Raw genomic sequence first — 26,116 nt, 5'->3', positions numbered from 1 at the left:
TTCTGGTACAACAAAAGTACAACAAAAACCTACTAACTGATTACAAGGTTCACAAGCCATTAATATAGCCTCCTATTAAAATGTATTTGTCTTTTATTCAAGACAAGATATCTTATGTACCTTTACTAGTTTTCGGTTGGACAAGTGCATTGGTGATATAGACTAAATAAGCTCTAGTTCAATGAATATTAATGGGAAAAAACAAAATAGAGGATAGAAATAGAATGGTAAGGGATTGATTACTAGTACCTATTTCTAGTTTATCGCACCATTTTAATAGGATGTAAGAAGTAAGGAATGGGACACTCAATTTCGCGTCAGGCAAATTCTTAAAGCCTCAGATTCGAAAGTGCTCAAAAAAGATGCCTGATACGTTTAAGAATAAACGTGTCAGGCATCTTTTTACTTCCGCTGGTGACTGCTTTGTTGTTTCAATCAATGTGCTTTACGATCGAGTTATAAACCTTGTTCTGGAAACCTACCTAACCCCCGACAACCCCCGATTAATAAACCGGTGCAAGATCCCCGCCATCTCTTCAGGGGTCTTATCCATCCCATTCTCCACCCAGTTTTTGATGACATGAATACTTCCGCTCACCATGAACATATTGATGTATTCATAGGTTTCTTGATCCAGCCTGCTATCGGTGATCCAGTTTTTGAAGATGAATTCGTGGGTGATGATCATGCCTTTTTTGAGGAAGTACATATCGCTGTTCTCGCTGAGAAGGGCCTCGCAGATGTCGCTTTTGTCGGCGATGTATTCAAATAGTTTTTCGGTCATTTGCAGGGCTTCTTCTTCTTTTGAAAAGTTGTACTGACCAAGTGTGATGGTCAGGTCCTCGATGAATTCTTCTTCGATTGCTTCGAGCAGTTCGTACTGGTTTGAGTAGTGGGCATAATAAGTGGATCGGTTGATGTCCGCCGTTTCGCATATTTCTTTGATGGTGATGCTTGAAATTGACTTATCCTGCAGTAGTTTTAACAGGCTGTCCTTTAAAACCATGCGTGTATATTTTTTTCGTCTGTCCATTTTTGAGTTCAACGATCAGCGTTCCTTTCCTGCTTTTTCTGAGTTATCCAACACACGTGAGTGATGTGTTGAGTATTGAACATTCCTTATGCAACTGTCCGTTGAATATCCAACACGGTGTTTATTATAATGATAAGGTGAAAATGTGTGAGATACAAGTGAGGTTGAGAAATGATAAATATAGCAGCATGGATCATAAAGCATAAGAAGGCTGTATTGATGACGTTTATATTGGTGACGCTTCTGTCGACGGTGGCGCAGTTTTTTGTGAAGGTCAATTATAATATGGTCGATTACTTGCCAGATGATGCCCAGTCGACTCAGGCGATGGACATCATGGAAAAGGAGTTCACGGGTGACGTTCCCGATACGCGGGTCATGGTGCCCGATGTGTCGATACAGGAGGCACTCGCCTATAAAGAAAAGCTGGAAGCCATAGACGGTGTTTCGGACGTGATGTGGCTGGATGATATGGTCGATCTGAAGACGCCTTTGGAAGTGGCGGACGAGGAGACGGTCGAGAATTACTATAGTGATCGGAATGCGCTGTTTTCCATCAGTGTCCGTACCGGCGATGAGGTCCGCATCACCGATGAGATCTATGAGCTGATTGGCAGTGAGGGTGCGATTGCCGGTGATGCGGCCAATACGGCCAGTTCTCAGAAAATGGCGGGTAGTGAATCGATGTATGCAGGGATGCTACTGGTACCCCTCATCATCCTGATTCTAGTCATCTCGACAACTTCATGGGTTGAACCACTGTTCTTCCTGACGGCGATCGGGGTATCGGTTCTCATTAACCTGGGGACGAATATCTTCCTCGGGGAGGTTTCCTTCGTCACCCAGTCGGTTGCACCGATCCTGCAGCTGGCAGTGTCACTGGATTACGCGGTGTTCCTGCTTCATAGCTTTTCTGATTACCGGAAAGTGACGGATGATCCGGAAGAAGCGATGAAGCTTGCGATGAAGAAGTCGTTCCCTGCAATCACGGCAAGTGCGGCAACGACATTCTTCGGGTTTATCGCCCTTACGTTCATGGAGTTTCAGATCGGTTCTGATCTCGGGGTGAATCTCGTGAAGGGGATCGTCCTGAGCTTCATCAGTGTGATGGTGTTCCTGCCTGCACTGACGCTTGTTTTCTATAAATGGATGGATAAGACGAAGCATAAGAGCTTTGTTCCGAGCTTCACGGGGATCGGGAACAAGGTACTGAAACTGAAGGTACCGAGCCTGATCTTTGTATTTGCGATTCTGGTTCCAGCCTTCCTAGGGCAAACGAATACTTCATTTATTTACGGGACGGGTGAGCAGCCGGAAAACACCCGTGTCGGAAGTGACTTTAAGAAGGTGGAAGAGGCATTCGGGGAAACGACGCCCATCGTTCTGTTGGTTCCTAAAGGTGATGTGGCAAAGGAAAAGGAACTCGTGGAGGATATCGAGGCACTTGATTATGTGACAGGAGTCATGGCGTATGTGAATCAGGTTGGTTCTGAGATCCCGCCTGACTACCTGGATAAATCAATCACGGATGAATTCTACTCTGAAAATTACAGCCGTATCGTCATTAACACGAATCAGGGTACGGAAGGTGAAATTCCTTTTTCCATCGTAGAGAAAGTGGAAAAAGCGGCGGCGGATTACTATGGAGATAAAGCCCTGGCACTTGGGGAGAGCGTGACGCTTTATGACATCAAGAATACCGTCAACAAGGATAATGTGGTCGTGAATGTGCTGACGGTCGTGACGATTGCCCTTGTGCTCCTGTTCAGCTTTAAATCGATTACGATTCCGGTAGTATTGCTCATCACGATTGAAGCGGCCGTATGGATCAATTTGTCGATTCCATATTTCACGAATACACCACTCGTGTTTGTAGGATACTTGATCATCAGTACGGTACAGCTTGCGGCGACGGTCGATTATGGGATTTTATTCACAGAGGCCTATACCCATTATCGCAAGGAAATGCCAGCGAAAGAAGCAATGGTGAGAACCCTGGATGAGAAGACATTCTCGATTTCGATTTCGGCAGCGATCCTTTCGAGTGTCGGCTTTATTTTGTGGATCACCTCGTCCAATCCGATCGTTGGATCCATCGGTCTATTGATGGGCAGGGGGGCCCTGCTTGCCTTTATCATGGTCCTCTTTGTCCTGCCGGCGATGCTCTTGGTATTTGATAAATTAATCAAGAAAACAACCTATAAATCACATTATTATGAGGAGAAATGATGATGAGAAAAAAACAATTACGTTACTCTGCACTCGCATTGATGCTATTCTTGCCTTCATTTCTTAGTGTACCGGCCCAGGCGGCAACGGAAGGAAAGGTCACTTCGAAGGATGAAGTCGTGTACGCGACACTGAATGCAGCTGGAGACCTGGATTCGATCTATGTCGTGAATACCTTCGAGGTAGCTCGTGCCGGAAAGGTCCTCGATTACGGAGAATTCAGCAGCGTCAAGAATCTGACGGATTTGAAGAAGCTTGAGCTGGAGGGGCAGAAGGTTGAAATGGATGCCCCTGAAGGAAAGTTCACGTATCAAGGAAACATGAAAGAAGATAAAAAGTTACCATGGGATGTGACGGTATCGTATAGCTTGGATGGGAAGAAAATCGATCCATCACAACTTGCGGGGAAAAGCGGACATCTTGAAATCAACATCGATACTGCTGAAAATAAGAATGCAGGTACTGTATTTTATGAGAATTATTTATTGCAGGTTTCCCTGAACCTGCCGAATGCGTATGAGAACATCGAAGCGGCAGACGGAATGGTGGCGAATGCTGGGAAGAATAAGCAAATCACCTTTACCGTCATGCCTGGAAAAGAGAAAAAGCTAAGCGTGGAAGCGGATGTAGCGGACTTTGAGTTCGATGGAGTTCAAATCGCCGCGGTCCCTTCCACACTCCCAATCGATACGACGGGAACAGAAAATATGACGGATGACATGTCGGAGCTATCTGGTGCCATCGGCAAGCTAAATACCGGGGTGGCCGACCTGAAAAATGGTGTGTCCCAATTGAACAATGGGGCAGCGAGCCTGCGTGATGGTTCGGCTCAATATAAAAATGGCATCAGTGAATTGAACGGTTCTTCGTCTCAAATTATCGGAGCCTCGAATTCTATCGGCGATGCACTGCGAACCATCAATCAGTCACTGGCTGCGAATCCTGCTGAAATGGATTTATCAGCTTTGAACGAGTTGCCGGCTGGTTTGACCCAATTGGCAGATGGCCTGACACAAGCAGCGAATGGGTTATCGACCCTGCAGAAGAACTATTCTTCAGCCTACGCTGCATTGGACGATGCGATGGCGGGAATCCCCGCTTCCGAGCTTTCGGAAGAAGAGATTGCTGCATTATATGAAAGCGGAGCGGACCCCCAGGTAGTGGATAAACTGGTGGAGTCACATCAAGCTGCGCAAAAAGTGAAGGGCACCTATGCAAGCGTCAAGGAAGCCTTCGCTGCCGTGGAACCGACCTTGAATCAGGTGAGCGGTTCCGTCAACGAGATGAGCGGACAGCTGACGTCCATCTCGAATAATCTGTCTGCATCATTGAAAGAAACGGATATGAGCGGGTTTGCTCAGCTGCAAAAAGGACTGGGTGAACTGTCCGCCAACTACGGCGACTTCCACTCCGGATTGGTACGCTATACAGAAGGCGTGGGTCAGTTATCCACTTCTTACGGGAAGCTTCATTCAGGCATTGCCGAACTGGCTGGAGGAACCAACGAATTAGAAGGTGGAGTCGCAGATCTTCACAGTGGAACGAGCGAATTGCATCAGGAAACGAAAAACCTTCCTGACAAAATGCAAGAGGAAATCAATAAGATGTTGGCTGAATATGATAAGTCCGATTTCAAACCGGTCTCCTTCGTATCCTCCAAGAACGAAAAAGTGTCTTCCGTGCAATTTGTGATCAAGACCGAAAGCATCGAAAAAGAGGAACAGGAAACGAAGAAAGCAGAGCCGAAGAAAGAGAAAGGGTTCTGGGAGTTGTTGATGGATTTGTTTAAGTAACCTGAAAGTATTTGATGAATGACGCAAAAGTGGTTGGGTAAGAGCCACTTTTGTGTCATTTTTTTGGCTCTCAAAATTCTCAGTATCACCTCATTAAATATTCCACCTCTTTGGAAGCTTGAAATGAATCAGATGATTTATATGTAACGTATCCTTACCTGCATCTCTAAAGAAAACTCGACAAGGCGAATCAATTTTTTAAAAAAAAGGATCAATAAATCCTCTCTAGGAATAATAAATCTGAAACAGGATTAATAATCCCAAATCAGGATTGAAAACGGCCATTCAGGATCAATTCTCACGCAAAGGGAAGCCTCCTCTGAATTAACTGCCCCAAATCCGTCCCCATTCAACCGTTAAGAATTCTTTCCAGCTAAAAAAAGACAATACACACCATAGGTCTCCAGACTGATATATTTTATGTCACAGGTCAGAGGCAACTTCCATCCAGCATATGTTACATTCATATCAGCAATCATAAAGAATAAACAAACATATGGAGTTGAGTTGTAATGCGAAAGAATATTCTATTAGTGATAGGTATCCTCCTTATTTTGGGAGCTTTGATAGCATGGTTCAGTCGTGGAGGAAGTGATACAGTGTATAAGGAAGTCCCTGAAGCAAAACAGTCAAAGGATTATAAACCTGAAATTCTTTGGCCGCTGACAGAGGAAGATAAAGAAATGGCAGGGGAAGCCAGTGGAGTAGCCGTCGATAGTAAAGGAGATATCTTCTATTTACATCGGGGAAGTTCGGAATATGGTGGAGAAAGCTTAATACAGGAACCTGCCCTCATTGTGATTGACGGGGAAACAAAAGAGGTGAAAGACCGTTGGGGGAAGAATATGTTTGCATCCCCTCATGGCTTGGAAATCGATGATGAAGATAATGTTTGGATCACGGATATAACGCTGAACAAGGTGTACAAGTTTACACCTGATGGTCACTTACTGGCCACATTTGGAGATGACTATCCATTTTATATGGAGGCTGCTTTGCGGATAAGGAATGTCCTTCCCAATCTTCCAACCGGGATGACTAAGTTCACATTTGCCCGCCCTACGGATGTTACTGTCATGGAAGATGGTTCATTCGCCGTAAGCGATGGTTACCGTAATAGAAGGATTGTGAAATTTGATTCTGATGGAAATTTCCTTTGGGAGAAAAATGACCTAGGGAACGGTACGGGTGAATTTAACCTTCCTCATGGAATTTCTCATGATCAGAAAGGGAACTTGTTTGTGGCAGATAGAAACAACGCACGAGTTCAGGTGTTGAACAAGGATGGGGAATTCCTGGATGAGTGGGAACAGAAGGAAATAGGTCGTCCCTTCGGTGTGGAAGTAGGGAATGATGGAAACGTGTATCTGGTAGATGGCGGTGATGCACTTTATCCAAACACAGGAAGAGGATCACATCAAGTAGTGATAGTAAATAAGAATGGTGAAATCATCGACCGATTTGGAAAGTGGGGATCAAAAGCCGGGGAAATGAAGGTTCCCCACGATGTCGCGGTGAATCAAAATGGAGATATCTTTGTGGCAGAACTTCAGAATAACCGGCTGCAAGTATTCAGGGCCAAGGAATGATTGTAGAAAAGGGCACAGACGTGTGCCCTTTTTTTATTGCTTTGAAAGGGCTTGCGAAATTTCTGAAATCTATTATACTATTAATTAATTAAATGAATTAATCAATTAGGGGGTTACAGTAAATGAATATGGTAAAAGCTTTATTGCTTATAGGGGCTTTAATAGGTTTAGGCGGATGTGGACCAGATGAGTCTTCATCTGTGGACGAAAAAAAGGTGAATTCAAAGCCTGAAAAACTTATTGTTTGGGAGGATATTGGGAAATCAGATGCCTTGGAACCAGCTATTAAGAGCTTTGAAGAAAAGACGGGAATAAACGTAGAACTTAAAGAAGTAGAAATGTCTTCTCAAATGAAGGAGAGAATCAGGTTGGACGGACCCGCAGGCACAGGACCAGATGTATTTACCCTTCCCCATGATCAGATCGGACAGCTGGCCATCGAAGGAATTCTGAAGCCGATTGATGTAGACGAGAAGATACTTAATCAGTTTACGGATTCTTCCATCGATTCCCAGACCTATGACGGGAAGATGTATGGACTGCCAAAGGCTGCTGAGACACCGGTGCTGATTTATAATAAAAAACTTGTGGATCATGCACCGGCATCCATGGAAGAATTATATGCCTTATCGAGAAACACAGAACCAGGCAAGTATGGATTTCTAGCAGTTTGGAATAACCTTTACTTTGGCTTTGGAGTCATGGGAGGCATGGGCGGCTATATCTTTGATGACGAAAATGGAAGTCTCAATCGGAAGGATATCGGCTTAAACAATGAGGGCTCCGTCAAGGGAGCGGAATACATCAAGAAGTGGTATCAAGAAGGATTATTCCCTAAAGGATTATTCGGTGAAAATGGTGGTGCCACGATGGAAAGCTTGTTTATAGAGGGAAAAGCCTCAGCCGTAATGGCGGGTCCCTGGGCATTTAATAGTTTTAGAGAAGCTGGGGTCGATATTGGTGTGGCTCCATTGCCGAAACTGCCAAATGGCGAACCGATGAAGACGTTGATCGGTGTCAAGGGTTGGCATGTCAGCAGCTATTCATCTCATACCAAATGGGCTCAGAAGCTGGTCGAACATTTGACAAGTGAAGAAAATGCCAGAATCCGTTTTGAAACGACAGGAGAAATCCCACCTGTCAAAAGCCTCCTGAATGCTCCGCTTATCCAGGATAACCAAGAAGCCAATGCTGTTGCGGTTCAATCAACATATGGTGCCCCAATGCCGAATATTCCAGAAATGGGAGAGGTTTGGGGACCGATGGGGACAGCGCTTGAGTTGATCACCTTAGATAAGAAACCAACGGAAGAAGCTCTTGATGAAGCGGTAAAGACGATTCAATCTTCCATAGAAGCAAATCATCAATAAGGAGGGGGCGAATCGATGAATAGCGTAAGAAAAGAAGAACTTGAGACCTGTGACCTTACTGAAAAGCCATCGCATTTTCAGAAACAGGCACCGGGCACAAAACACCGATGGGTTGCTGCGGTGTTATCGATGATCCCGGGGCTTGGACAATTATATAACCGGCAATTTGTAAAAGGCTTGATATTCTTGGTGATGGCTGGCTCGTTCTTTATTGCTTTTCATGATTTATTGGATATCGGGCTCTGGGGATTAGTGACGCTTGGAACGGAATTGCCCCGTGATCATTCCATATTCTTGTTGATCCAGGGGATCATCGCTTTGGTAGTCACGCTGCTTGGGCTGGCGGTATATGGATTCAATTTCTATGATGCCTACCAAACAGGTAAAAAAAGGGACGAACGCCGTTCAATAAGCTCAGTGAAGGAGCAATACCGGAACCTGATTGACTCGGGGTTCACATATTTAATGTTAACCCCCGGTTTTCTCCTTTTGTTATTTGTTGTTGTGTTTCCGATCATCTTCATGGTGCTTCTGTCATTCACGAATTACAATCTTTATCACTCCCCGCCTGCCAAGTTGGTAGACTGGACAGGATTTCAGAATTTCGTTGATTTAGTGAAAGTCGATATTTGGAGGGAAACGTTTCTCAGTGTCTTTGCCTGGACCATTATCTGGACCTTTGCAGCGACAACTGGGCAAGTTGTGATTGGTATTCTGTTAGCAATCGTAGTGCAACAAAAGGAAATACGGGGGAAGAGAGTATTTCGGACCATCTTTATATTACCTTGGGCCATCCCGGCCTTCGTTTCTGTCTTAATCTTCTCAGGTATGTTTAATGAGAGTTTTGGTGCCATTAATCAGAACATCCTTCATTTCTTTGGAGTCGATGCGGTTCCATGGCTGACGGAACCATTCTGGACGAAGATAGCTTTAATCTTCATTCAGTGGTGGCTTGGATTTCCATTCATCTTTGTGATGGTGACGGGGGTCATCCAGTCAATACCCGGCGAGTTGTATGAAGCTGCCGCAATGGACGGGGCTTCACGCTTTAGTCAATTTAAGGACATTACCCTGCCTATGATTCTATTTGCGACTGCTCCGATATTGATTACACAATATACGTATAACTTTAATAACTTCAATGTGATCTATTTATTTAATGGAGGAGGTCCCGCGGTTTCCGGTCAGAATGCAGGGGGAACGGACATCCTAATATCGTGGGTGTACGAACTGACTATGGCTTCTGCACAATATGGTAAAGCCGCCGCCATTACAATGATTCTATCAATCATCGTCATTGTGATCGCGTTATGGCAATTCAGGAGAACAAAATCATTCAATGAAGAGGATATGATGTAATATGAAAGCAGCATGGTGGAATGGAATACGAATAACAATGTCATATGCATTTCTCTTTACAGCAAGCATCATCGTGCTATATCCGGTCTTATGGGTTGTTGGAGCTTCACTGAATCCTGGAGACAGTTTAACAAGCTCTTCCATCATTCCGGACAATTTCACGTTTGCTCACTATCAAACGCTGTTTGATCTTGAGAGTACCCCCTATCTTCTATGGTACTGGAACACCATCAAGATTTGTTTCATCACCATGATACTGGCCGTCATTTCCATTGGGCTGATTGCCTATTCGTTTTCACGTTATCGATTTAAAGGGAGAAAAAACGGCCTCCTTTTATTCCTGATACTACAAATGGTGCCTAACTTCTCTGCTTTGATCGCGATCTATGTGTTTGCGAATATGACAGGTTTGATCGATACCCACCTTATCTTGATCTTGATTTATGTCGGTGGTTTGATCCCTATGAATACGTGGCTTGCGAAGGGTTACTTTGACACAATCCCCCAATCGTTGGACGAATCAGCCACGATGGATGGAGCTGGTCACCTTCGCATCTTCTGGCAGATCATCATGCCTTTGGCGAAACCGATTCTTGCCGTGGTCGCTTTATTCAGTTTCATTACGCCTTTCACAGATTTCATATTGGCGACGATTCTGCTCAGATCCGAGGAGAAATATACCCTTGCTGTTGGGCTTTATCAATTAATCAGTTCTCAGTTTGGTAATTCTTATACTCAATTTGCTGCAGGGGCAGTCCTGATTGCTATTCCGATCAGCATTCTATTCTTATCGTTGCAACGTTATTTCACTACCGGTCTGACAGCTGGAGGAACCAAAGGATAATAGGAATCTATTGGTGATCAAAGGTGAAGTCTGATATATTAGTCATATTAACGTTGGAAAAGGAATGGAATCATGGGATTAACAGGGCAGAATACACAAAGAACCAAACAATTTAACCGCTCCCTCGTCTTGAAGACGATGTTGAGAAACGGACCGATTTCAAGGCATCAGATTGCTGAGCTGACCAATTTGACCCGGGGTACCATTACGTATATAACCTCCGAGCTTTTAGAAGAGGGATTGATTCAGGAACAAGGGAGTCTCCCGGTTGAGAAGCAGGGGGCTGGCCGGAAATCCGTTGCCCTTACTCTCCGGGATGAAGCCGCATGGGTGATTGGGATGCATATCGGGATGAAAGAAATCTCCATCGGGTTAGTAAGCTTGAACGGAAAGGTGAAGGATGTAGTCAGAACCACTCCTTCCAAAGAGTATACGGTCGGTGCCTACCTTCATTTTATCGTGGAAGAATTAAAGACTTTTATTAGCCGGCATTCAGGTAATGTGATTACTGGGTTAGGAATCGGCGTCAATGGGCCCGTGGATATCAAGAAGGGGACGGTCCTTGGAAACGATGAGGAAGGCTGGCCGGAAATTCCCCTATATGACTATTTGCAGAACCACTTTACATTCCCGGTGTATGTCGACCGTGATGTCAGCTCCATGACCCTGGCAGAGAAGTTGTTTGGTGAAAGTAAGCATTTCGATCAGTTTATGTTTCTCTATGTGGGCCGCACCCTTGGGTCTGGTCTCGTATTAAATGACACACATTTCCGGAGTGGTAAATCAGGTGGTGGGGAATTCGCTCACATGACTTATCAACCCGGCGGACGGCCATGCTGGTGCGGAAACAAGGGATGTATCAATGAATATGCATCCTTGCAAGCCCTTGCCGAGGAGCGGAAGAGTGAGTCCATTGAGGAGTTAACACATTCTATCCTAAAGGGAAACGCAGAATCCATCACTGCCCTGCAGGCTGCAGGGGAGAAGATATCAGTACCGTTATCCTCCTTCATCAATATCATTCATGTTCAAAGAGTGGTGATCGGAGGGCCGCTGGAACGGTATAATAAGGTCCTTGCCGATATGATCAGCAGGCAAGTCAACAATCAGGCATACGTAGCTTCCTTGCAGAAGATCGATTTTCAGGCATCCAGTCTCGGAGAACATATTGAAGTCATCGGCGCAGGAAGTCTCGCCCTGCTGAATGGGATCTATCAATACAAAAGTTGAACGTGCACGTGTTCAACTTTTTTTACCACCAATAGTTAATTCATTGAATCAATAAAAGGAGAACAAATCATGAGCTCATCTATTCAAACAATTGAAAACGTTTCATCCGTTTATCTGGAGAATACACGCAATGTCCATATCTACCTGCCTCCAAGTTATCATGATGGGAGTAAGCATTATCCAGTATTGTACATGCAAGACGGTCAGAATATCTTCCACACTGCATTTAATGGACAATCCTGGAGGATGCATCAGATAGCGGATGAATTAATTAAACAAGGGGAAATGGAAGAGATCATTATTGTTGGAATCGAGAATCACCCGACTGAACGATCAAACGAATACAATTTTTATTTTCAAGGAGACCCAGAAGTGGATGTGCCGTTTTCAACAACACCTTTTTCTGCGAAGGGGATTCAGTATGAAACATTCCTGATCCGTGAAATCAAGCCTCTAATCGATCAGACATATCGAACCAAGAATAATACTGAATGTACGGCTTTGATGGGTTCATCCATGGGAGGAGCGGTCAGCTATCATATCGGCTTTCGCAACCCGGATGTATTCAGTATGGTTGGCATCATGTCGCCTTATTTCTATTATCATCATAAGGAACTGAAACAGGATATAAGCCTGGTGAATAAATTTTCAGAAAAAGTCCCATTAAAGAAAATCTGGATGGATATAGGGGCCGAAGAAGGTCCATTGATTGAAGTCCCTCAAGTGGAAGATATGGCAGCACATCTTCTGGAATTGGGATACGAGCATGAAAAAGAATTCCTGTTTCAGATTGATCACTCTGGTAAACATACAGAAGATGACTGGGCGAAAAGGGTTCATGCCCCCCTGCTCTATTTCTTTGGAACAGAAAAAGGAAATGCTGTACTGATTGATTTGTTAGAAAAGGAGGAGGAAGTGGGATGCTGAGAGAAGCCGTTTATCACCGCCCAAAAGGAAACTATGCCTATCCGTTGGATCACGACACTCTTCAATTCAGGATCCGAACGAAAAGAAACGATGTCGATTCTGTTTATTTGATATGGGATGATCCTTTTCGTGGTGAAGTGATCGATCACGTGTGGAGCTGGATTCCTAAACAGATCGAAGAAATGAATAAGTGCGGCTCGACTGAATTATATGATTATTGGACAGTGAGTATCAGGCCCCGGGACAAAAGGGTGAAATATTCCTTCGAGCTTCGGGATGGGATTGAAGTAGTATATTTCACTGAAAAGGGATTTTATCCATCCCTGGACGAAGCCATATCATCATTCTTCTTTTATCCATTTTTATTAGAAGAAGACGTATTTGCCGCCCCGGAATGGGTGAAAGATACGATATGGTATCAGATATTTCCTGAGAGATTTGCCAATGGGGACAAGGGAAATGATATTCAGGGAACACTCCCTTGGGGAAGTGAAGAACCAAGTGAACACACTTTCTTCGGCGGAGATTTCCAGGGAGTCATCAATAATCTCGACCATTTGGATGAGCTGGGCATCACAGGGATTTATTTCACTCCCATCTTCAAAGCTCCTTCCAATCATAAATACGATACGGAGGATTACTTAACAATTGATCCTCAGTTCGGTGATAAAGAGACGTTTAAGCAATTAGTGGATGAGTGTCATAGGCGAGGAATCAAGGTTATGCTGGATGCAGTGTTTAATCACTGCGGCTTTACCTTTCCTCCCTTTCAGGATGTATTGGCGAACGGTGAGAATTCCCGGTTTAAGGACTGGTTCCATATTGATGAATTCCCGTTACAGACCGCCCTGGTCCCGACCTATCGAACGTTTGGATACACCTATACCATGCCGAAATTAAATACGGCCAATGAAGAAGTGCGCAACTACCTGCTGGAAGTCGGCAGATACTGGGTAAAGGAATTTGACATTGACGGCTGGAGGTTGGATGTAGCGAATGAGGTTTCCCATGATTTTTGGAGGGAATTCAGGAAAGAGGTAAAGAAGGTCAAGCCGGAACTCTATATCCTTGGGGAAATCTGGCATGATGCCTTACCATGGCTTCAGGGAGATCAATTTGATGCGGTCATGAATTATCCCTATACTTCCCCTGCATTGGACTTCTTTGCGAAGGGGTCGATCACAGCCCTTCAACTGGCCAACCAGACAACGGATGCTTATTTGATGTACCCGAAACCGGTCATGGATGCTGCTTTCAATTTGCTTGGGAGTCATGATACCCCGCGAATTGCCACTTTATGTGGAAACGATTCGAGGAAGGTAAGGGCATTGTTTACTTTCTTGCTCACTTCCCCTGGTACTCCGTGTTTTTATTACGGTGATGAAGTCGGTATGACTGGAGCGATGGATCCGGGGTGCAGAAAGTGTATGGAATGGGATACAGAAGAGCAGGACCGGGAGCTGCTTACCTTTATCACCGGGCTTATTGATATAAGGAAAAGGCACCGGGCATTGGGCAGTACAGCCAGTATAGAATTCATCCAGAGCCCTATTGAAGAGGACGTGATTGGGTACAAAAGAAGCTATGGTGATGAGACCGTCTTATGTTTTCTCAGCCGTTCAGACAGTAGTAAATCCTTTCAAATGCCTGAAAACCTTATTGGAAAAACAGTAGAGGATTTACTGACTGATGAAGATTCTTTCATGGTATCGTCCGATATGCAGGTGGAGGCTTTCGGGACTAAACTTTTGAGAATCGTAGATGACAGAAAAAGGAGAAAAGACAGATGACAGAAAAAGAAAAAATGTTAAACGGAGAGTACTACAACGCAAGAGATCCCGAGTTGATGGAAATGGCCCAGAAAGCAAGGGCCCTGATGGATAAGTTCAACTTCTCCCAGCCAGACCAGGCAGAAACTAAACAGGAGATTCTAACAGAGCTTCTTGAATCAATGGGAGAAAACGTTTGGGTGGAAAAGCCGTTCTACTGTGACTATGGTCAAAACATTTCAATTGGTAAGAATACGTTTATCAACTTTAACTGTACCATTTTGGATACAAATAAAGTGACGATAGGGGAAAACGTCTTGATTGCTCCGAATGTCCAGATTTATTCGGCCACTCATCCCCTCCAGGCGTCCGAAAGAATCAACCTCCACCATGGTCCGGATGAAGCACCTTACCGCACCCTGACTAAGCCAATCTCCATAGGAGATAACGTGTGGATAGGGGGGAATTCAGTCATTTTGCCAGGAGTCACGATAGGAAATAATGCAGTTATCGGAGCCGGAAGTGTTGTGACGAAATCAATACCGGAAAACAGTGTAGCAGTGGGGAATCCTTGCAGAGTCGTAAGGGATATATAGAAAGTGAATAAAGAAACACCATAGTGAATCGGAAAAAGGCTGGGACAAGAGTGTGTTGGTCTACCGAAAACCCAAACAAATCTGTTTCCGAATGGGCAGGTTGGTTCGGGTTTTTATTTATTTTCGGTACAAGTGATTTTAGCCGTCTCCACGGGGCGACGGAATACTATCAATTCAACTGTATTATCATGGATTGGCAACCATTTTAAAGGAAAATAGTTGCCAATCGGAGAAAATAGAACATGACGGATTTTATGTGAGAAGGTAATATTTTAGTATAGAAGATATGATACCAAGTTCACGACTCCAAGAATAAAAGGGGAATTCAACGATGAATCTATTATATGAAGTGATTCCAGAAGAAAAGGCAGAACTCTGCGGTGATCTCTGCAATGAACTGATGGACTACCAACAATCAAAGGCTACCATTACCCCGGAACGGTTCGACACCATGAATTTTGATACAAGGATGCTGCCATCGATCCAAAGTGCGTTACACAATTACATAGTGGTGGTGAAGGATCCAAATAAGCATGACGAAATCGTCGCCTATGTGTATACCAATATCTCACCGAAAGAATCGTACTCGAATGATTTTGCCACGTTTTTCGATCTCTCATCGGTTAAGAAAGAGAATGTAGGCTGTTTATCCCAATTTTATATTAAAGAGGGGTATCGGCAATTCGGTGTGGGGTCCAAACTTTTTAACATGTCTATGGATTGGTTGAAAACCTACGAGGATGTCGAGGATTATTTTGTCTTTACATCGAATGGGAATCAAGAGGCGTTGGAATTCTATCAGCGGAAAGGATTCGCGGTTTCCCATGATATCCTGGACGGATTTATTACGGTTCTACGAAGTCAGAGGTGAGGATAGGAGGGGATTTTGACTATCCATGTTGTAAATTATATAGTTGAAAATAGGAGAAACATGACAAGAATAGGAGGGAATAAGATGGACGTATTTGCAACTTACTTATCAGGTATCGATCATCCCGACCATCGCAATCGAATGGAAGAAATCCTGAACTGGATTAAGGAGACATTTCCGCAATTGGAACCAGTCATAAAATGGAATACCCCGATGTTTACCGATCACGGCACATTTATCATCGGAATCTCCACGGCGAAGCAACATGTAAGCGTTGCACCTGAAGAAGTCACCATGACCCATTTTGCCGATCGGATCGAGCAAGCCGGCTACAGTGCCACCAAGGGCTTGTTCCGGATTAAGTGGAAAGACCAGGTGGATTACACATTGCTTGAGGATATGATTACATATAATATTCAGGATAAAGCAGCATACACGGGCTTTTGGCGGTAGATAACACGTGGATTTCATATTATAAGGAGTGTTCCATGATGATAAAGCCTAATCGTAAGGTTGATGGTTTTATAAAAAAGACCAAGACGTGGAAGGAAGAATTTGAGAGGTTGAGAAGCATTCTCCTAAGTTTTGAGGAACTGGATGAAGAGATCAAGTGGATGCACCCTTGTTACACGTTAGAGGGGAAAAACATCGTTTTGATGCATGGATTCAAAGACTATTGTGCACTTCTGTTCCACAAAGGAGCTTTATTGAAGGATCCCCAAGGGATTCTCATTCAACAAACGGAGAATGTACAGGCAGCGCGCCAGATCCGGTTCACGAATGCTCAAGAAATCATTGAAATGAAACCAATATTGGAAGCGTATGTCCAGGAAGCCATTGAAGTCGAAAAAGCCGGATTGCAAGTGGAATTGAAAAAGCCGGAAGAATACACGCTCCCTGAAGAACTTCAAACCAAATTCGACGAAGTCCCAGCCTTAAAGACGGCTTTTGAAGAATTGACCCCGGGGCGTCAACGGGCCTACCTTCTTTATTTCTCAAAAGCCAAGCAATCCAAAACCCGCGAGTCGAGGATCGAAAAATATATGGAACATATTCTTGATGGTAAGGGGATGAATGATTAGAAGGGACGTGGGGACAGGTTCGTTGTCCCAGGTCCCACATGAATAATTTTGATGAATGCTAAATAGGTATATAGAAAGACTGATGGTACAAGTTCCATTTGCACTGAGCTCTGGATTGGGGCTGATTCTATGTATCGAAGCAGAAATAGAGACAAGATAGTGAATATCGTCATTTTATTGCTGGTGTGCATTCTCATTTTCCACATCTTCCGAATCATTCTCCACGTGAAAGTTTACTTCGTATATAGCATGGGGATGGGGTATCTATTATTTCTTGGACTACTCATTTTTCTCATTTTATTTCTTGTTTTTAAAAGGTGAAAAGAAAGTCTTATGAATGAAGGCGAATAACTAAAAAGATCAGCCAGGTGATCTCTTCGGTTATTCGCCTTTTTTTAGTTAATAGATTTTGACCTTCATAACAATAAATAGCTCAAAAGCGGGAGGTCTAATACGAAAAGGATGAGCAGGAAGGTTCTACTCATTTTAAGTATCGGCTCAGAAATAGAAGTTATTGAGCCAGAACCTTTCAGGGAGATTATGACTGCTGCTTTCTATGAAGTCTTGACAGATTCACTTGATACCATTTTTGAAGGGACTCTGATCCCGGTTTCTTTGATAATAATGCGAGGCTTGGACTTGAAAAGAGAGAACAAGACACAGCCTGCTATGACAATGAAACTGCCGACAGCTTGAAGCACATTCATCTTTTCGCCGAGAAATACGAAAGCCAATAAGGCAGTGAAAACAGGGTTGAAGTTCAAGAACAACCCTGAAGTACTCGGTCCCAGGTTATTCACCCCGATATTCCATAATACCATGCAGACAACCGTCGAAATAATGCCGGTATATAAGATTGACTGCACGAAAGAAACATCAACATTGGTCACTCGGAACGTAGAAAGATTAAAAGGAAGAAGGATGAGAAGACCAAATAGTCCGGAGTATAAAATGGACATCATGGGTGTGACGGTCTTCATTGCCCACTTACTGCAAACGGAATAGATCCCCCACATCACAACCGCAGCCAGCATATAGAGATCCCCTTCATTAAATTGCAGGGAATAGACCATCTCCACGTTCCCTTTTGAAAGGACAAGCAACACGCCAAAGAGTGAGATGAACATGGATGACAGTTGAAATGCGTTCATCTTTTCCTTCAGAAAAATAAAAGAGATTCCGGCAATGGAGAACATGTTTAACGTTGAGATCAGGCCGACATTGGTGGCAGAGGTTTTTTCCAACGCCATGAATTGCAGTGCCTGAAAAAGGGCTACCCCAGTCAGGCCCATGAAAAATAACGGCAGGATTGATTGAAGGGGTGGAACCAGCTTTCTTTCTTTCCACCAGACAATCGGAAACAGGCAGACGATGGCGATCGCCCATCTTAATATGGTCAATGTTCCCGGGGATGCGTGTTCCACGAGTGTTTTCCCCACAATGAAATTGCCTCCCCAGAGAAGGCTTGTCAGTAATAATAAATAATAATATTTCACGTCATTCAGCCCCTTTTTAAAGAGCCACTGTGCACAATGACATTGTCTATAAGAATAATTTTAACATTTTACTGAGAATACAAAAGAACATATTGTATAATGGTGAATAATCGAAATAAATGAAAGTTTAGTAGGATTTAAGATTGTATAAATTCATTTTTACATAATTTTATCAATGGTTTTTGGAACAATTGAAAAAGGTGGATGGAGAATGGAAACGATTGTAAGCAGGGTTTTGGACCAAATGGATCTCAAGCTATTGGATTTGCTGCAAAAGGACGGGCAGCTGAGCAATCTTGAATTATCGAAGCGGGTCAATTTATCGGCACCGGCCGTACACGCACGAATCAAGCGGCTGGAGACGGAAGGGTATATCAAGAAACAGGTAGCCATTCTGAATCACGAAAAACTCGGATTTGATTTATTATGCTTCGTGTTTATGAGCACGAATGAACACCGGACAGAAAAACTGGAAGCAGTGGAGGAGACATTGGAATCCATGGAAGAAGTCCTGGAATGTCAATGCTTGACCGGGGAATATGATTATCTCTTAAAGGTGGCCTGCAAGGATCGCAAGGGGCTGGAGCTCTTCATCAGAAGGCTGAATGAGATGGGGATCACGAAGATTCAAACGAGCTTGGCGTTGAGGGAGATCAAGGATTCTACGGTGTTACCGATACAGGGGTAAAACTAAATCCGGCGGGGAAATGGTTACGGGTCTGCCCCAAAGTCCATTGGCGGAATGCTGTGAGGCAGACCCGGCTGTTTATGATGAGGTTGGATCTACATATATCTTTTTGCAGCTTCTCCACTCATTCCGATCTTCCGATTTCTTTGTCGTTCTGTCCTATTACCTTTATAAAAAGAATAGAGGACGAGCATCGCCCCCCTTCCAAATTTCCGGACTGGTCCATTCGGAAGGGCGTAATCAATCGAATGCCTGTGATATAATGGAAGTACACAACATAATACGGAAGATGGGGTAGCGGCTCACACTCCCGAGTGAAGGGAGGTGATACGCTAATGATTGCTGTAGGAGATGTATTACAAATCATGATTGCCTTTGGAACATTGATTGTAGCAATTGTCGCGGTTACACAAAAAAAGAAGTAACCATCGTCCCCACCGCTCATGAGGATCATTGATGATTACTTCGTTTCGATTGACTCTAAAGTGAGCCGCTGCACTTTCGATGCAGTTTATGTTGTGGAGGAGTCCTGATTGCCGTCAGGCTCCTTTTTTAGTGTACTTAATTACTTTTATTATATACATAAGTTAATACATTAGTAAAGAATAGTGAATAAATGGATGCAGCACAGTCTATAATAAAAAAATAAAAATATTGACAAATTTATCTTGTATCATTTACATTTGTTCTAACATATATTGGATCACTTACATTCCATGACGAGAACGAGTAGGTATGGAGTCTGTTCTACAGAGAGTTGGCGATTTGGTGGAAGTCAACGTTCAGATCATATTGAATATCCTCTCCGAGAAGCAAAGCTGAAGGTACTTTAAGCTTTGACGGGTTTCCGCCGTTACAAGGAACGCGTATGATTGTACGTTGCATGAGCGCTGTCACGTAAACTTGAATTACAGTTTATGGACAGAATCAGGGTGGTATCGCGGGTTACAAACTCGTCCCTAACACTAGTTAGGGGCGGGTTTTTTTATTTATCTAAAAGAAGGTGTGATGACATGAAAAAGGTGAATGTGAACGAAAAGTCGGTCGAAAGAGAGCAGCGGATCCAGGATTTCTGGAATTCGAATCATATTTTTGAAAAGTCAGTGACAAACCGTGAAGGACAAAAGTCCTTTGTGTTCTATGAAGGACCGCCGACAGCAAACGGCCTTCCTCATGCGGGGCATGTCCTCGGACGGGTGATCAAAGACTTCGTTGCCAGGTATCAGACGATGCGTGGATATCAAGTCAAGCGTAAGGCGGGTTGGGATACCCATGGACTGCCGGTGGAATTAGGCGTCGAAAAGAAAATCGGCGTCTCCGGCAAGCAGGAAATCGAAGAATATGGTGTAGAGAAATTCATTGATGAATGTAAAAAGAGTGTGTTCGATTATGAAAGACAGTGGCGTACTTTTACCGAGGCGATTGGGTACTGGGTTGATATGGATGATCCCTATGTAACCCTTCAGAATGATTATATCGAAAGTGTCTGGCACATCCTTTCGAAGATCCATGAGAAAGGTTTGCTCTATCAAGGGCATCGGGTCACGCCATATTGCCCAAGCTGCCAGACGTCCCTCAGCTCCCATGAGGTAGCTCAAGGATATAAAGATGTAAAAGATCTTTCCGCGACGGCTAAATTCAAGGTGGAAGGAAAAGAGCATGAATACTTTCTGGGCTGGACGACAACACCTTGGACGCTTCCGTCAAATGTGGCACTCGCTGTCCATGAAGACGTGGATTACGTGAAAGCCAAACGTTTGGATGAGACGTATATCCTGGCGAAAAACCTAGTTAACGAGGTGCTGGGAGACGACTTTGAAGTGGTAAGTGAGCATAAAGGACGCGAATTTGTTGGAGCTTCGTATCAACCGCCATTCGACAATCTTACGCTTGAGCGTGGTCATGAAGTGATTTCGGCAGGGTTTGTAACGGACGACAGCGGAACAGGGATCGTTCATCTGGCTCCCGCTCACGGGGAAGATGATTACAATGCCATTAAAGAAAGCGGATTGGACTTTGTCAATATCGTGGATGAGAAAGGTTGTTACACCAGTGATTTCAAGCCTCTTGAAGGGGAATTCACAAAGGACAGCGACATCAAGATCATCAAAATGCTGGCAGAAAGCAACCTTCTCTTTTCCAAGGAAAAGTATGAACACAGCTATCCACATTGCTGGCGATGCGACTCACCACTCATCTACTACGCAATGGAGGGCTGGTTCATTAAGACAACAGCTGTGAAAGATACCATCATCAAGAACAATCAATCCGTCGAGTGGTATCCTGATCATATGAAAGAAGGTCGTTTTGGGAAATTCCTCGAAAATATGGTCGATTGGAATCTGGGGAGGAACCGTTACTGGGGGACTCCGCTGAACGTCTGGGTGTGCGGGGATTGTGACCATCAGTTCGTCCCGGGTAGCGTTCAGGAGCTGAAAGAACATGCGAAAAGCGGTTGGAGCGATAACCTTGAGCTTCATAAACCGTATGTCGATGAAGTTACAGTGGAATGTCCGGCATGCTCCCAAGAGATGAAGAGGACGAAAGAAGTCATCGATGTCTGGTTTGACAGTGGTTCGATGCCGTTTGCTCAGTATCATTATCCATTCGAGAATGAAGAATTATTCAAACAACAATTCCCCGCGGACGTCATCGCAGAAGGGGTGGACCAGACGAGGGGATGGTTCTACAGTCTGTTGACGGTTTCGTCGCTCTTCACAGGGAAAGCTCCTTATAAGCGTGTCTTATCACTCGGGCATATCCTCGATGAAGACGGACGGAAAATGTCTAAAAGCAAAGGGAATGTCATGAATCCAATGGAACTGGTTGAGAAGTTTGGTGCTGATGCCCTTAGATGGGCATTGCTCGCAGACAGCGCCCCATGGAATAATAAGCGCTTCTCAGAAAACGTCGTCAGCCAGGCAAAATCAAAGTTGGTCGACACGCTCAATAACGTACATTCCTTTTACACCCTTTATGCCGTGATCGATGGGTTTGATCCTGAAAAGCATGAAGCCGGAACTCCTTCCTTACTTGATCAGTGGATGGTATCACGACTGAATACGGTGATCACAAACGTAACGGAACATTTGGATTCATATGACTTTACTGCGGGAGCCAGAGAGTTATCAATCCTGGTTGATCAGGTGAGTAATTGGTATATCCGCAGGTCCCGTGAACGCTTCTGGAGCGAGGGGCTGAATGAGGATAAACTGGCGGCATACCATACATTAAGTAAGGTGTTGGTGAATGTAAGCCGATTGCTGGCTCCATTTACACCGTTTATCGCAGAAGATATCCACATGAATTTAACAGGTGAAAGCGTACATCTGGCTGATTTTCCAAGAGCTCAACAAGATGAGGTCAAACCAGCCCTTGAAATGGAAATGGATCACGTGTTACAAGTCGTCGAGCTTGCCCGGTCCGCCCGAAATATGACGAGCATCAAAACGAAACAGCCCTTATCAGCACTTACGGTAGTAGGTTCCAAACAAGATACAGAACGCCTTCAGAAATATGAATACATCATTAAAGATGAAATCAACGTGAAGAACGTTCAATTACAGGACACCGCAGGAGATTCTGTACAGTATGAAGTGAAACTGAACTTCCCGACAGCCGGTCCGAAACTAGGTAAACTCGTAGGCGTCGCGCAGAAGCATTTACAAACGTTATCCTCTGAAGAAGCAAGGAAGGTTGTGGAACGAGGGTATGTTGACTTTGAATCTCCAGCCGGAGAAAAGGTTTCAGTCGAGAAGAATGATCTCATCGTTCATCAAAAGACACATCAAGGGTTGGAAATGGCTTCGAACACAACTTTCAGTGTTTTCCTGGATACGACCATCACAGAGGGCTTGCGTAAAGAAGGGAAGGCCCGTGAGCTTGTTCGCGCCGTCCAGCAATACAGAAAAGAACTGAACCTGCCTGTGGAAAAGCGTGTGCACCTTGTGCTGGATGTCAATGATTCAATGAAAGAGGTAGTGGAGCAATTTGAAGATTTACTTCAGGGCAGTCTCTTGATCAAGAGCATGACGTTTGAGAAACGGGAAAGTATGAAGGTAGTCGATATCGATGGGGACAGTTTAGGGATCTATGTAGGAGTGTAACTAGAATATCCTTTTTAGAGGGCTTATCCATTACAGGATAAGCCTCTATCATCCTAACACCTGAAGTCTTATCTTAATAAAGGGGAACATATGTGAGAATGATTACTATCAGTTTCAATCATTACCAGAAGACAAATTCTAAATGGAATGGTGGAATTGCATCGGTCTGCATTTGGTTCTTCGGGCGATTCGTTGGAGGCTTTTCGCGAGTACTTTAATGCTCATGAAAAGCCTCCTATATTAGTACTCTTGTATTTTAGGAGTGCTTTTCCAATTCACTAGAAAAATGCCAATAAAGATAAATAAGCCCCCCAGAACAACATTGATCTTTATCACTTCATCTAATAGCAGATGACCAAATAGAACACCGAAAAACGGTGCGAGAAACAAAAATGCACTAGTTTTTCCTGGATCTCCAATTTTCAGTAAGTAGAACCAAATGGAGAATTGAACAATTGAAGCCATGATGGAAAGCCACAACACAATTCCAGTTGAAGTCCAATTTATCAGCATGCTTGGCTTTTCAAACACGATGCTTAAAAAGAACAAGAAAATTCCTCCAAATAACATCTGGTATGCGGTTAAGGCCCAGGTATTAAATCGCTCTCCCACCACTTTAATGAGTGTGGTTGCCGTCGCCCAGGATACAGCCGCTAAAAGACTGAGCCCAGTCCCGATCTTGAAATCCAGATGTCCTCCTAACGTAATAAATACGCCAATAAATCCTACCAGCACCCCTATCCATTGAGAAAGCTTGTACCGTACCCTTAAGAAAATTGTACTCAGAACAATGACAATTAAGGGGTTGGTAAAGGTCAATATGGAAGACTCACTAGCTGAAATAGTTCGCAAACTAATAAAGATACAGCCCATCACCCCTGCCGATTGAAAGAAGCCTATAACGGCAATAAGCAACCAATCCTTTAACTTTCTAGGAGTAGGTTTACGTAAAAGGCCTACAATTATGGTCATAATGATTCCGGCTAAAATGAATCTTAGAGAATTCAATAATAATGGAGAAATGTATGTAATTCCTATTTTTCCTATGGCAAACCCCGACCCCATCAAAGATGTCGTGATGATGACCAACATCCCATATACATACTTGTTCATTACATGATCCTCCCATGTGAACATAATATAACAATGAAAAAGGGAAGGATTAGACCTGCCCTTTCTCATTGTTATTAATATTAATTCTTTTTAAGCTTTTGAATAACAGTTTCAGGATCCATTCGGAACATATAATCAGGATTCGCATCTGCTAGAAGGATTGTTCTGTCCTGATTAATGATAAACGTGCCTGAAACCGGTAATCTCCAAGGGTTTTCTGTATTATTATACGTTCCTAAATCGATATTGAAATCATTCTTATACGTATGAATGAGGTGATCCGGTAATTCAAACAAAAGATTATAATCGCTTAATACTTCCTGCTTTGGATCGCTTAATACTTGGAAAGAAAGATTATTTTTTTCTTTTGTTGAAAGAGATTGATCTGGCATCTGGGGACTTATGGCAATCAATAGAGCTCCAGCGTCCTTTATTTCATCAAGGATATTCTCGTATGCACGTAATTCCAGGTTGCAATACGGACACCATCCACCTCGATAGAAGTTTAAGATGACTCTTCCGTTTTTCAGTTCTTCGGATAGTGTCACTCTCTCACCGGCTGCATTGACAAGGGTGAAATCAGGTGCAATGTCTCCTTCTTTAAGACCTGTTGCCACGCCGGACTCTATTAAGTTCTTTGTTGCCTTCTCTACACTCTCTTTCACATGCTCTGGAGCATTGGCAAAAAAACGTTCTCTAACTTCCTTCAGTTCATTAGTAAGCATCTTATATCCCTCTCTCCTGTGTAGAACTTATATCTCTAAATGAAAAACTTCTTTTAAGTGTTGACGGAGTTCTGTTAAATACTTATCGATGTCAGGGTTTGCAACGACATCTTGAGCACCAAAGCTCTTTAATGGCTCCATCCCAACAAAGCTTTGAGTACGGTGAAGATGTTCCAACGCTCCTTCTAAGTCTTGCCCTTTAAAGAAGCCCTCTGGATGATTGTATTCACCCTCTGGTGCATTCCAAGTGGTAGAGAACATATATTTTTTCCCTGTCATAAGACCGCCTTTACCATATCCTTCTTCAGATCCGCCAAAGAAAACCCCGTATTCATATACTTCATCAATGTATTTCTTAAACATGCCAGGTAACGAAAACCAATAAATCGGAGTTTGATACACAATGGTATCAGCCCATTTGAATTTTTCTTGTTCTTCTTTAATGTCATATCCATCTTGAACCACAGTTGTTTTAACTTCATATTTTTTGGATATTTGAGAGACCATTTCATCAAATATCGTCTTGTTCAACCTTCCTGGTGAGAATGGATAATACTCATGTCCATTAATTAGTAATATATTTTTCATGTAAATACCTCCTGAATGTTATATAGTTCGAAAACCATCGAATCGTTTACGATAGTATCAAATAAAAAATGAAAATGCAACTGTTCTACTCTCAACTTTCGTTTTCATAAAAGATGGGATCCGTTTGGTTCCTTAGGTAAAAGGGTTCCCCCTTGAACATGGTCTATATGAAAGATTAATAGACATGTATTAAAGTGAATCTATCGAGAGGACTAGCAATTCCCTTGATTTAGTAACTATAAACGAATAAAATGGAACTATGAAAAAACCATATCAACCACCAATTGAGTCCATAACGATCACTAAAGTTTTCAATGCTTTAAGTGAACCAAACAGAGTGAAAATCATTAGATGCTTAAGCGATAGCTTTGAAAATAACTGTACTTCCTATTCCATGAAATTAAACTTGCCAAAATCCACAGTATCTCACCATATCAAAGTACTGCGTGAGGCAGGATTAATACAGGCAAGAATAGAGGGGAAAGAGCATATTTATTCATTGCGCCAGGAGGAAATTGAGACGAAATTTCCAGGGTTACTCAAAATGATTACTCAAATAGGAGAACAGAATATTTAAAAGTTATACGCAAATACAAGGAAATCCCTAACGAATGGATTGTTCGTTAGGGATATTTTTTTGTATTTCACTACTTGGGTTTTTATATTGAAAAGTAAAACTGTTTGCTCAAGTTAGGATACGTCCATTCT

At 43.3% G+C, this 26,116-nt stretch carries 22 protein-coding genes and 1 other annotated feature; of the genes, 17 read left to right on the top strand and 5 right to left on the bottom strand.

The annotated features are described in order from the left end of the window. Window positions 1-478: 478 nt before the first annotated feature. Complete coding sequence (locus TV75_RS14055) at window positions 479-1,045, bottom strand: TetR/AcrR family transcriptional regulator (RefSeq protein ID WP_044339414.1); 567 nt, start codon at window positions 1,043-1,045, stop codon at window positions 479-481. Between the two features lie 159 nt (window positions 1,046-1,204). On the opposite strand from TV75_RS14055, the gene TV75_RS14050 reads away from it, so the two are divergent. From TV75_RS14050 to TV75_RS13990, 13 genes are all read left to right on the top strand, one after another. Continuing rightward, complete coding sequence (locus TV75_RS14050; RefSeq protein ID WP_044339413.1) at window positions 1,205-3,262, top strand: efflux RND transporter permease subunit; 2,058 nt, start codon at window positions 1,205-1,207, stop codon at window positions 3,260-3,262. Between the two features lie 2 nt (window positions 3,263-3,264). Beyond that, a complete protein-coding gene (locus TV75_RS14045) occupies window positions 3,265-5,055 on the top strand; it encodes an X-X-X-Leu-X-X-Gly heptad repeat-containing protein (protein WP_044339412.1) in 1,791 nt (596 codons plus the stop codon). Window positions 5,056-5,567: 512 nt separating this feature from the next. Continuing rightward, complete coding sequence (locus tag TV75_RS14040; RefSeq protein WP_044339411.1) at window positions 5,568-6,644, top strand: peptidyl-alpha-hydroxyglycine alpha-amidating lyase family protein; 1,077 nt, start codon at window positions 5,568-5,570, stop codon at window positions 6,642-6,644. A gap of 122 nt (window positions 6,645-6,766) precedes the next feature. Continuing rightward, on the top strand, window positions 6,767-8,014 hold the full coding sequence (locus TV75_RS14035) for an extracellular solute-binding protein (protein WP_082051286.1): 1,248 nt from the start codon (window positions 6,767-6,769) through the stop codon (window positions 8,012-8,014). A gap of 129 nt (window positions 8,015-8,143) precedes the next feature. Then, the gene (locus tag TV75_RS14030) at window positions 8,144-9,373 is read left to right on the top strand and encodes a carbohydrate ABC transporter permease (RefSeq protein WP_044339474.1); all 1,230 of its coding nucleotides are present in this window, start codon (window positions 8,144-8,146) and stop codon (window positions 9,371-9,373) included. A gap of 1 nt (window position 9,374) precedes the next feature. Further along, window positions 9,375-10,217, top strand: coding sequence for a sugar ABC transporter permease (locus tag TV75_RS14025; protein ID WP_044339410.1), 843 nt, complete (start codon window positions 9,375-9,377; stop codon window positions 10,215-10,217). Between the two features lie 72 nt (window positions 10,218-10,289). Continuing rightward, a complete protein-coding gene (locus TV75_RS14020) occupies window positions 10,290-11,447 on the top strand; it encodes an ROK family transcriptional regulator (protein WP_044339409.1) in 1,158 nt (385 codons plus the stop codon). Window positions 11,448-11,516: 69 nt separating this feature from the next. Next, window positions 11,517-12,374 (top strand): alpha/beta hydrolase, encoded by an 858-nt coding sequence (locus TV75_RS14015; RefSeq protein WP_052504565.1) that lies wholly within the window; start codon window positions 11,517-11,519, stop codon window positions 12,372-12,374. Beyond that, window positions 12,368-14,164: a glycoside hydrolase family 13 protein gene (locus TV75_RS14010; protein ID WP_044339408.1), complete on the top strand. Its 1,797-nt coding sequence runs from the start codon at window positions 12,368-12,370 to the stop codon at window positions 14,162-14,164. The genes TV75_RS14015 and TV75_RS14010 overlap by 7 nt, the downstream gene beginning before the upstream one ends. Beyond that, window positions 14,161-14,739, top strand: a complete 579-nt coding sequence (locus TV75_RS14005) for a sugar O-acetyltransferase (RefSeq protein WP_044339407.1) — start codon at window positions 14,161-14,163, stop codon at window positions 14,737-14,739. The genes TV75_RS14010 and TV75_RS14005 overlap by 4 nt, the downstream gene beginning before the upstream one ends. A gap of 331 nt (window positions 14,740-15,070) precedes the next feature. After that, a complete protein-coding gene (locus tag TV75_RS14000) occupies window positions 15,071-15,610 on the top strand; it encodes a GNAT family N-acetyltransferase (protein ID WP_044339406.1) in 540 nt (179 codons plus the stop codon). Between the two features lie 84 nt (window positions 15,611-15,694). Then, the gene (locus TV75_RS13995) at window positions 15,695-16,063 is read left to right on the top strand and encodes an iron chaperone (RefSeq protein ID WP_044339405.1); all 369 of its coding nucleotides are present in this window, start codon (window positions 15,695-15,697) and stop codon (window positions 16,061-16,063) included. A 35-nt stretch (window positions 16,064-16,098) separates the two neighbouring features. Beyond that, window positions 16,099-16,692, top strand: a complete 594-nt coding sequence (locus TV75_RS13990) for a YdeI/OmpD-associated family protein (RefSeq protein ID WP_044339404.1) — start codon at window positions 16,099-16,101, stop codon at window positions 16,690-16,692. 554 nt (window positions 16,693-17,246) lie between these two features. Here the strand turns inward: TV75_RS13990 and TV75_RS13985 are convergent. After that, window positions 17,247-18,188: a DMT family transporter gene (locus TV75_RS13985; protein WP_044339403.1), complete on the bottom strand. Its 942-nt coding sequence runs from the start codon at window positions 18,186-18,188 to the stop codon at window positions 17,247-17,249. A gap of 211 nt (window positions 18,189-18,399) precedes the next feature. On the opposite strand from TV75_RS13985, the gene TV75_RS13980 reads away from it, so the two are divergent. The 3 genes from TV75_RS13980 (at window position 18,400) to ileS (ending at window position 22,982) form a co-directional block, all read left to right on the top strand. Beyond that, window positions 18,400-18,876 (top strand): Lrp/AsnC family transcriptional regulator, encoded by a 477-nt coding sequence (locus TV75_RS13980; RefSeq protein ID WP_044339402.1) that lies wholly within the window; start codon window positions 18,400-18,402, stop codon window positions 18,874-18,876. A gap of 335 nt (window positions 18,877-19,211) precedes the next feature. Next, window positions 19,212-19,301, top strand: a complete 90-nt coding sequence (locus tag TV75_RS22385; RefSeq protein WP_219927342.1) for a putative holin-like toxin — start codon at window positions 19,212-19,214, stop codon at window positions 19,299-19,301. A 282-nt stretch (window positions 19,302-19,583) separates the two neighbouring features. Beyond that, window positions 19,584-19,840: a binding site (T-box leader), on the top strand. 49 nt (window positions 19,841-19,889) lie between these two features. Then, complete coding sequence (gene ileS, locus TV75_RS13975; RefSeq protein WP_044339401.1) at window positions 19,890-22,982, top strand: isoleucine--tRNA ligase; 3,093 nt, start codon at window positions 19,890-19,892, stop codon at window positions 22,980-22,982. Window positions 22,983-23,222: 240 nt separating this feature from the next. Here the strand turns inward: ileS and TV75_RS13970 are convergent, their stop codons facing one another. The 3 genes from TV75_RS13970 to TV75_RS13960 all read right to left on the bottom strand — a co-directional run bounded on the left by TV75_RS13970 (window position 23,223) and on the right by TV75_RS13960 (window position 25,408). Next, window positions 23,223-24,095 carry a DMT family transporter gene (locus TV75_RS13970; RefSeq protein ID WP_044339400.1) on the bottom strand — a complete coding sequence of 291 codons (873 nt, stop codon included), beginning with the start codon at window positions 24,093-24,095 and terminating at the stop codon, window positions 23,223-23,225. A gap of 80 nt (window positions 24,096-24,175) precedes the next feature. Then, a complete protein-coding gene (locus tag TV75_RS13965; RefSeq protein WP_044339399.1) occupies window positions 24,176-24,820 on the bottom strand; it encodes a peroxiredoxin-like family protein in 645 nt (214 codons plus the stop codon). Between the two features lie 27 nt (window positions 24,821-24,847). Beyond that, window positions 24,848-25,408, bottom strand: a complete 561-nt coding sequence (locus TV75_RS13960; RefSeq protein WP_044339398.1) for an NAD(P)H-dependent oxidoreductase — start codon at window positions 25,406-25,408, stop codon at window positions 24,848-24,850. A 259-nt stretch (window positions 25,409-25,667) separates the two neighbouring features. Here TV75_RS13960 and TV75_RS13955 point away from each other — a divergent pair, with 259 nt between their 5' ends. Next, window positions 25,668-25,985 (top strand): ArsR/SmtB family transcription factor, encoded by a 318-nt coding sequence (locus tag TV75_RS13955; protein WP_044339397.1) that lies wholly within the window; start codon window positions 25,668-25,670, stop codon window positions 25,983-25,985. Window positions 25,986-26,116: the final 131 nt, after the last annotated feature.

Origin of the sequence: Rossellomorea aquimaris, assembly GCF_000935355.1 — a bacterium.
GTDB lineage: Bacteria > Bacillota > Bacilli > Bacillales > Bacillaceae_B > Rossellomorea > Rossellomorea aquimaris_B.
The sequence above is the reverse complement of the archived record's forward strand: the minus strand, read 5'-3'. Positions and strand labels throughout refer to the sequence as shown.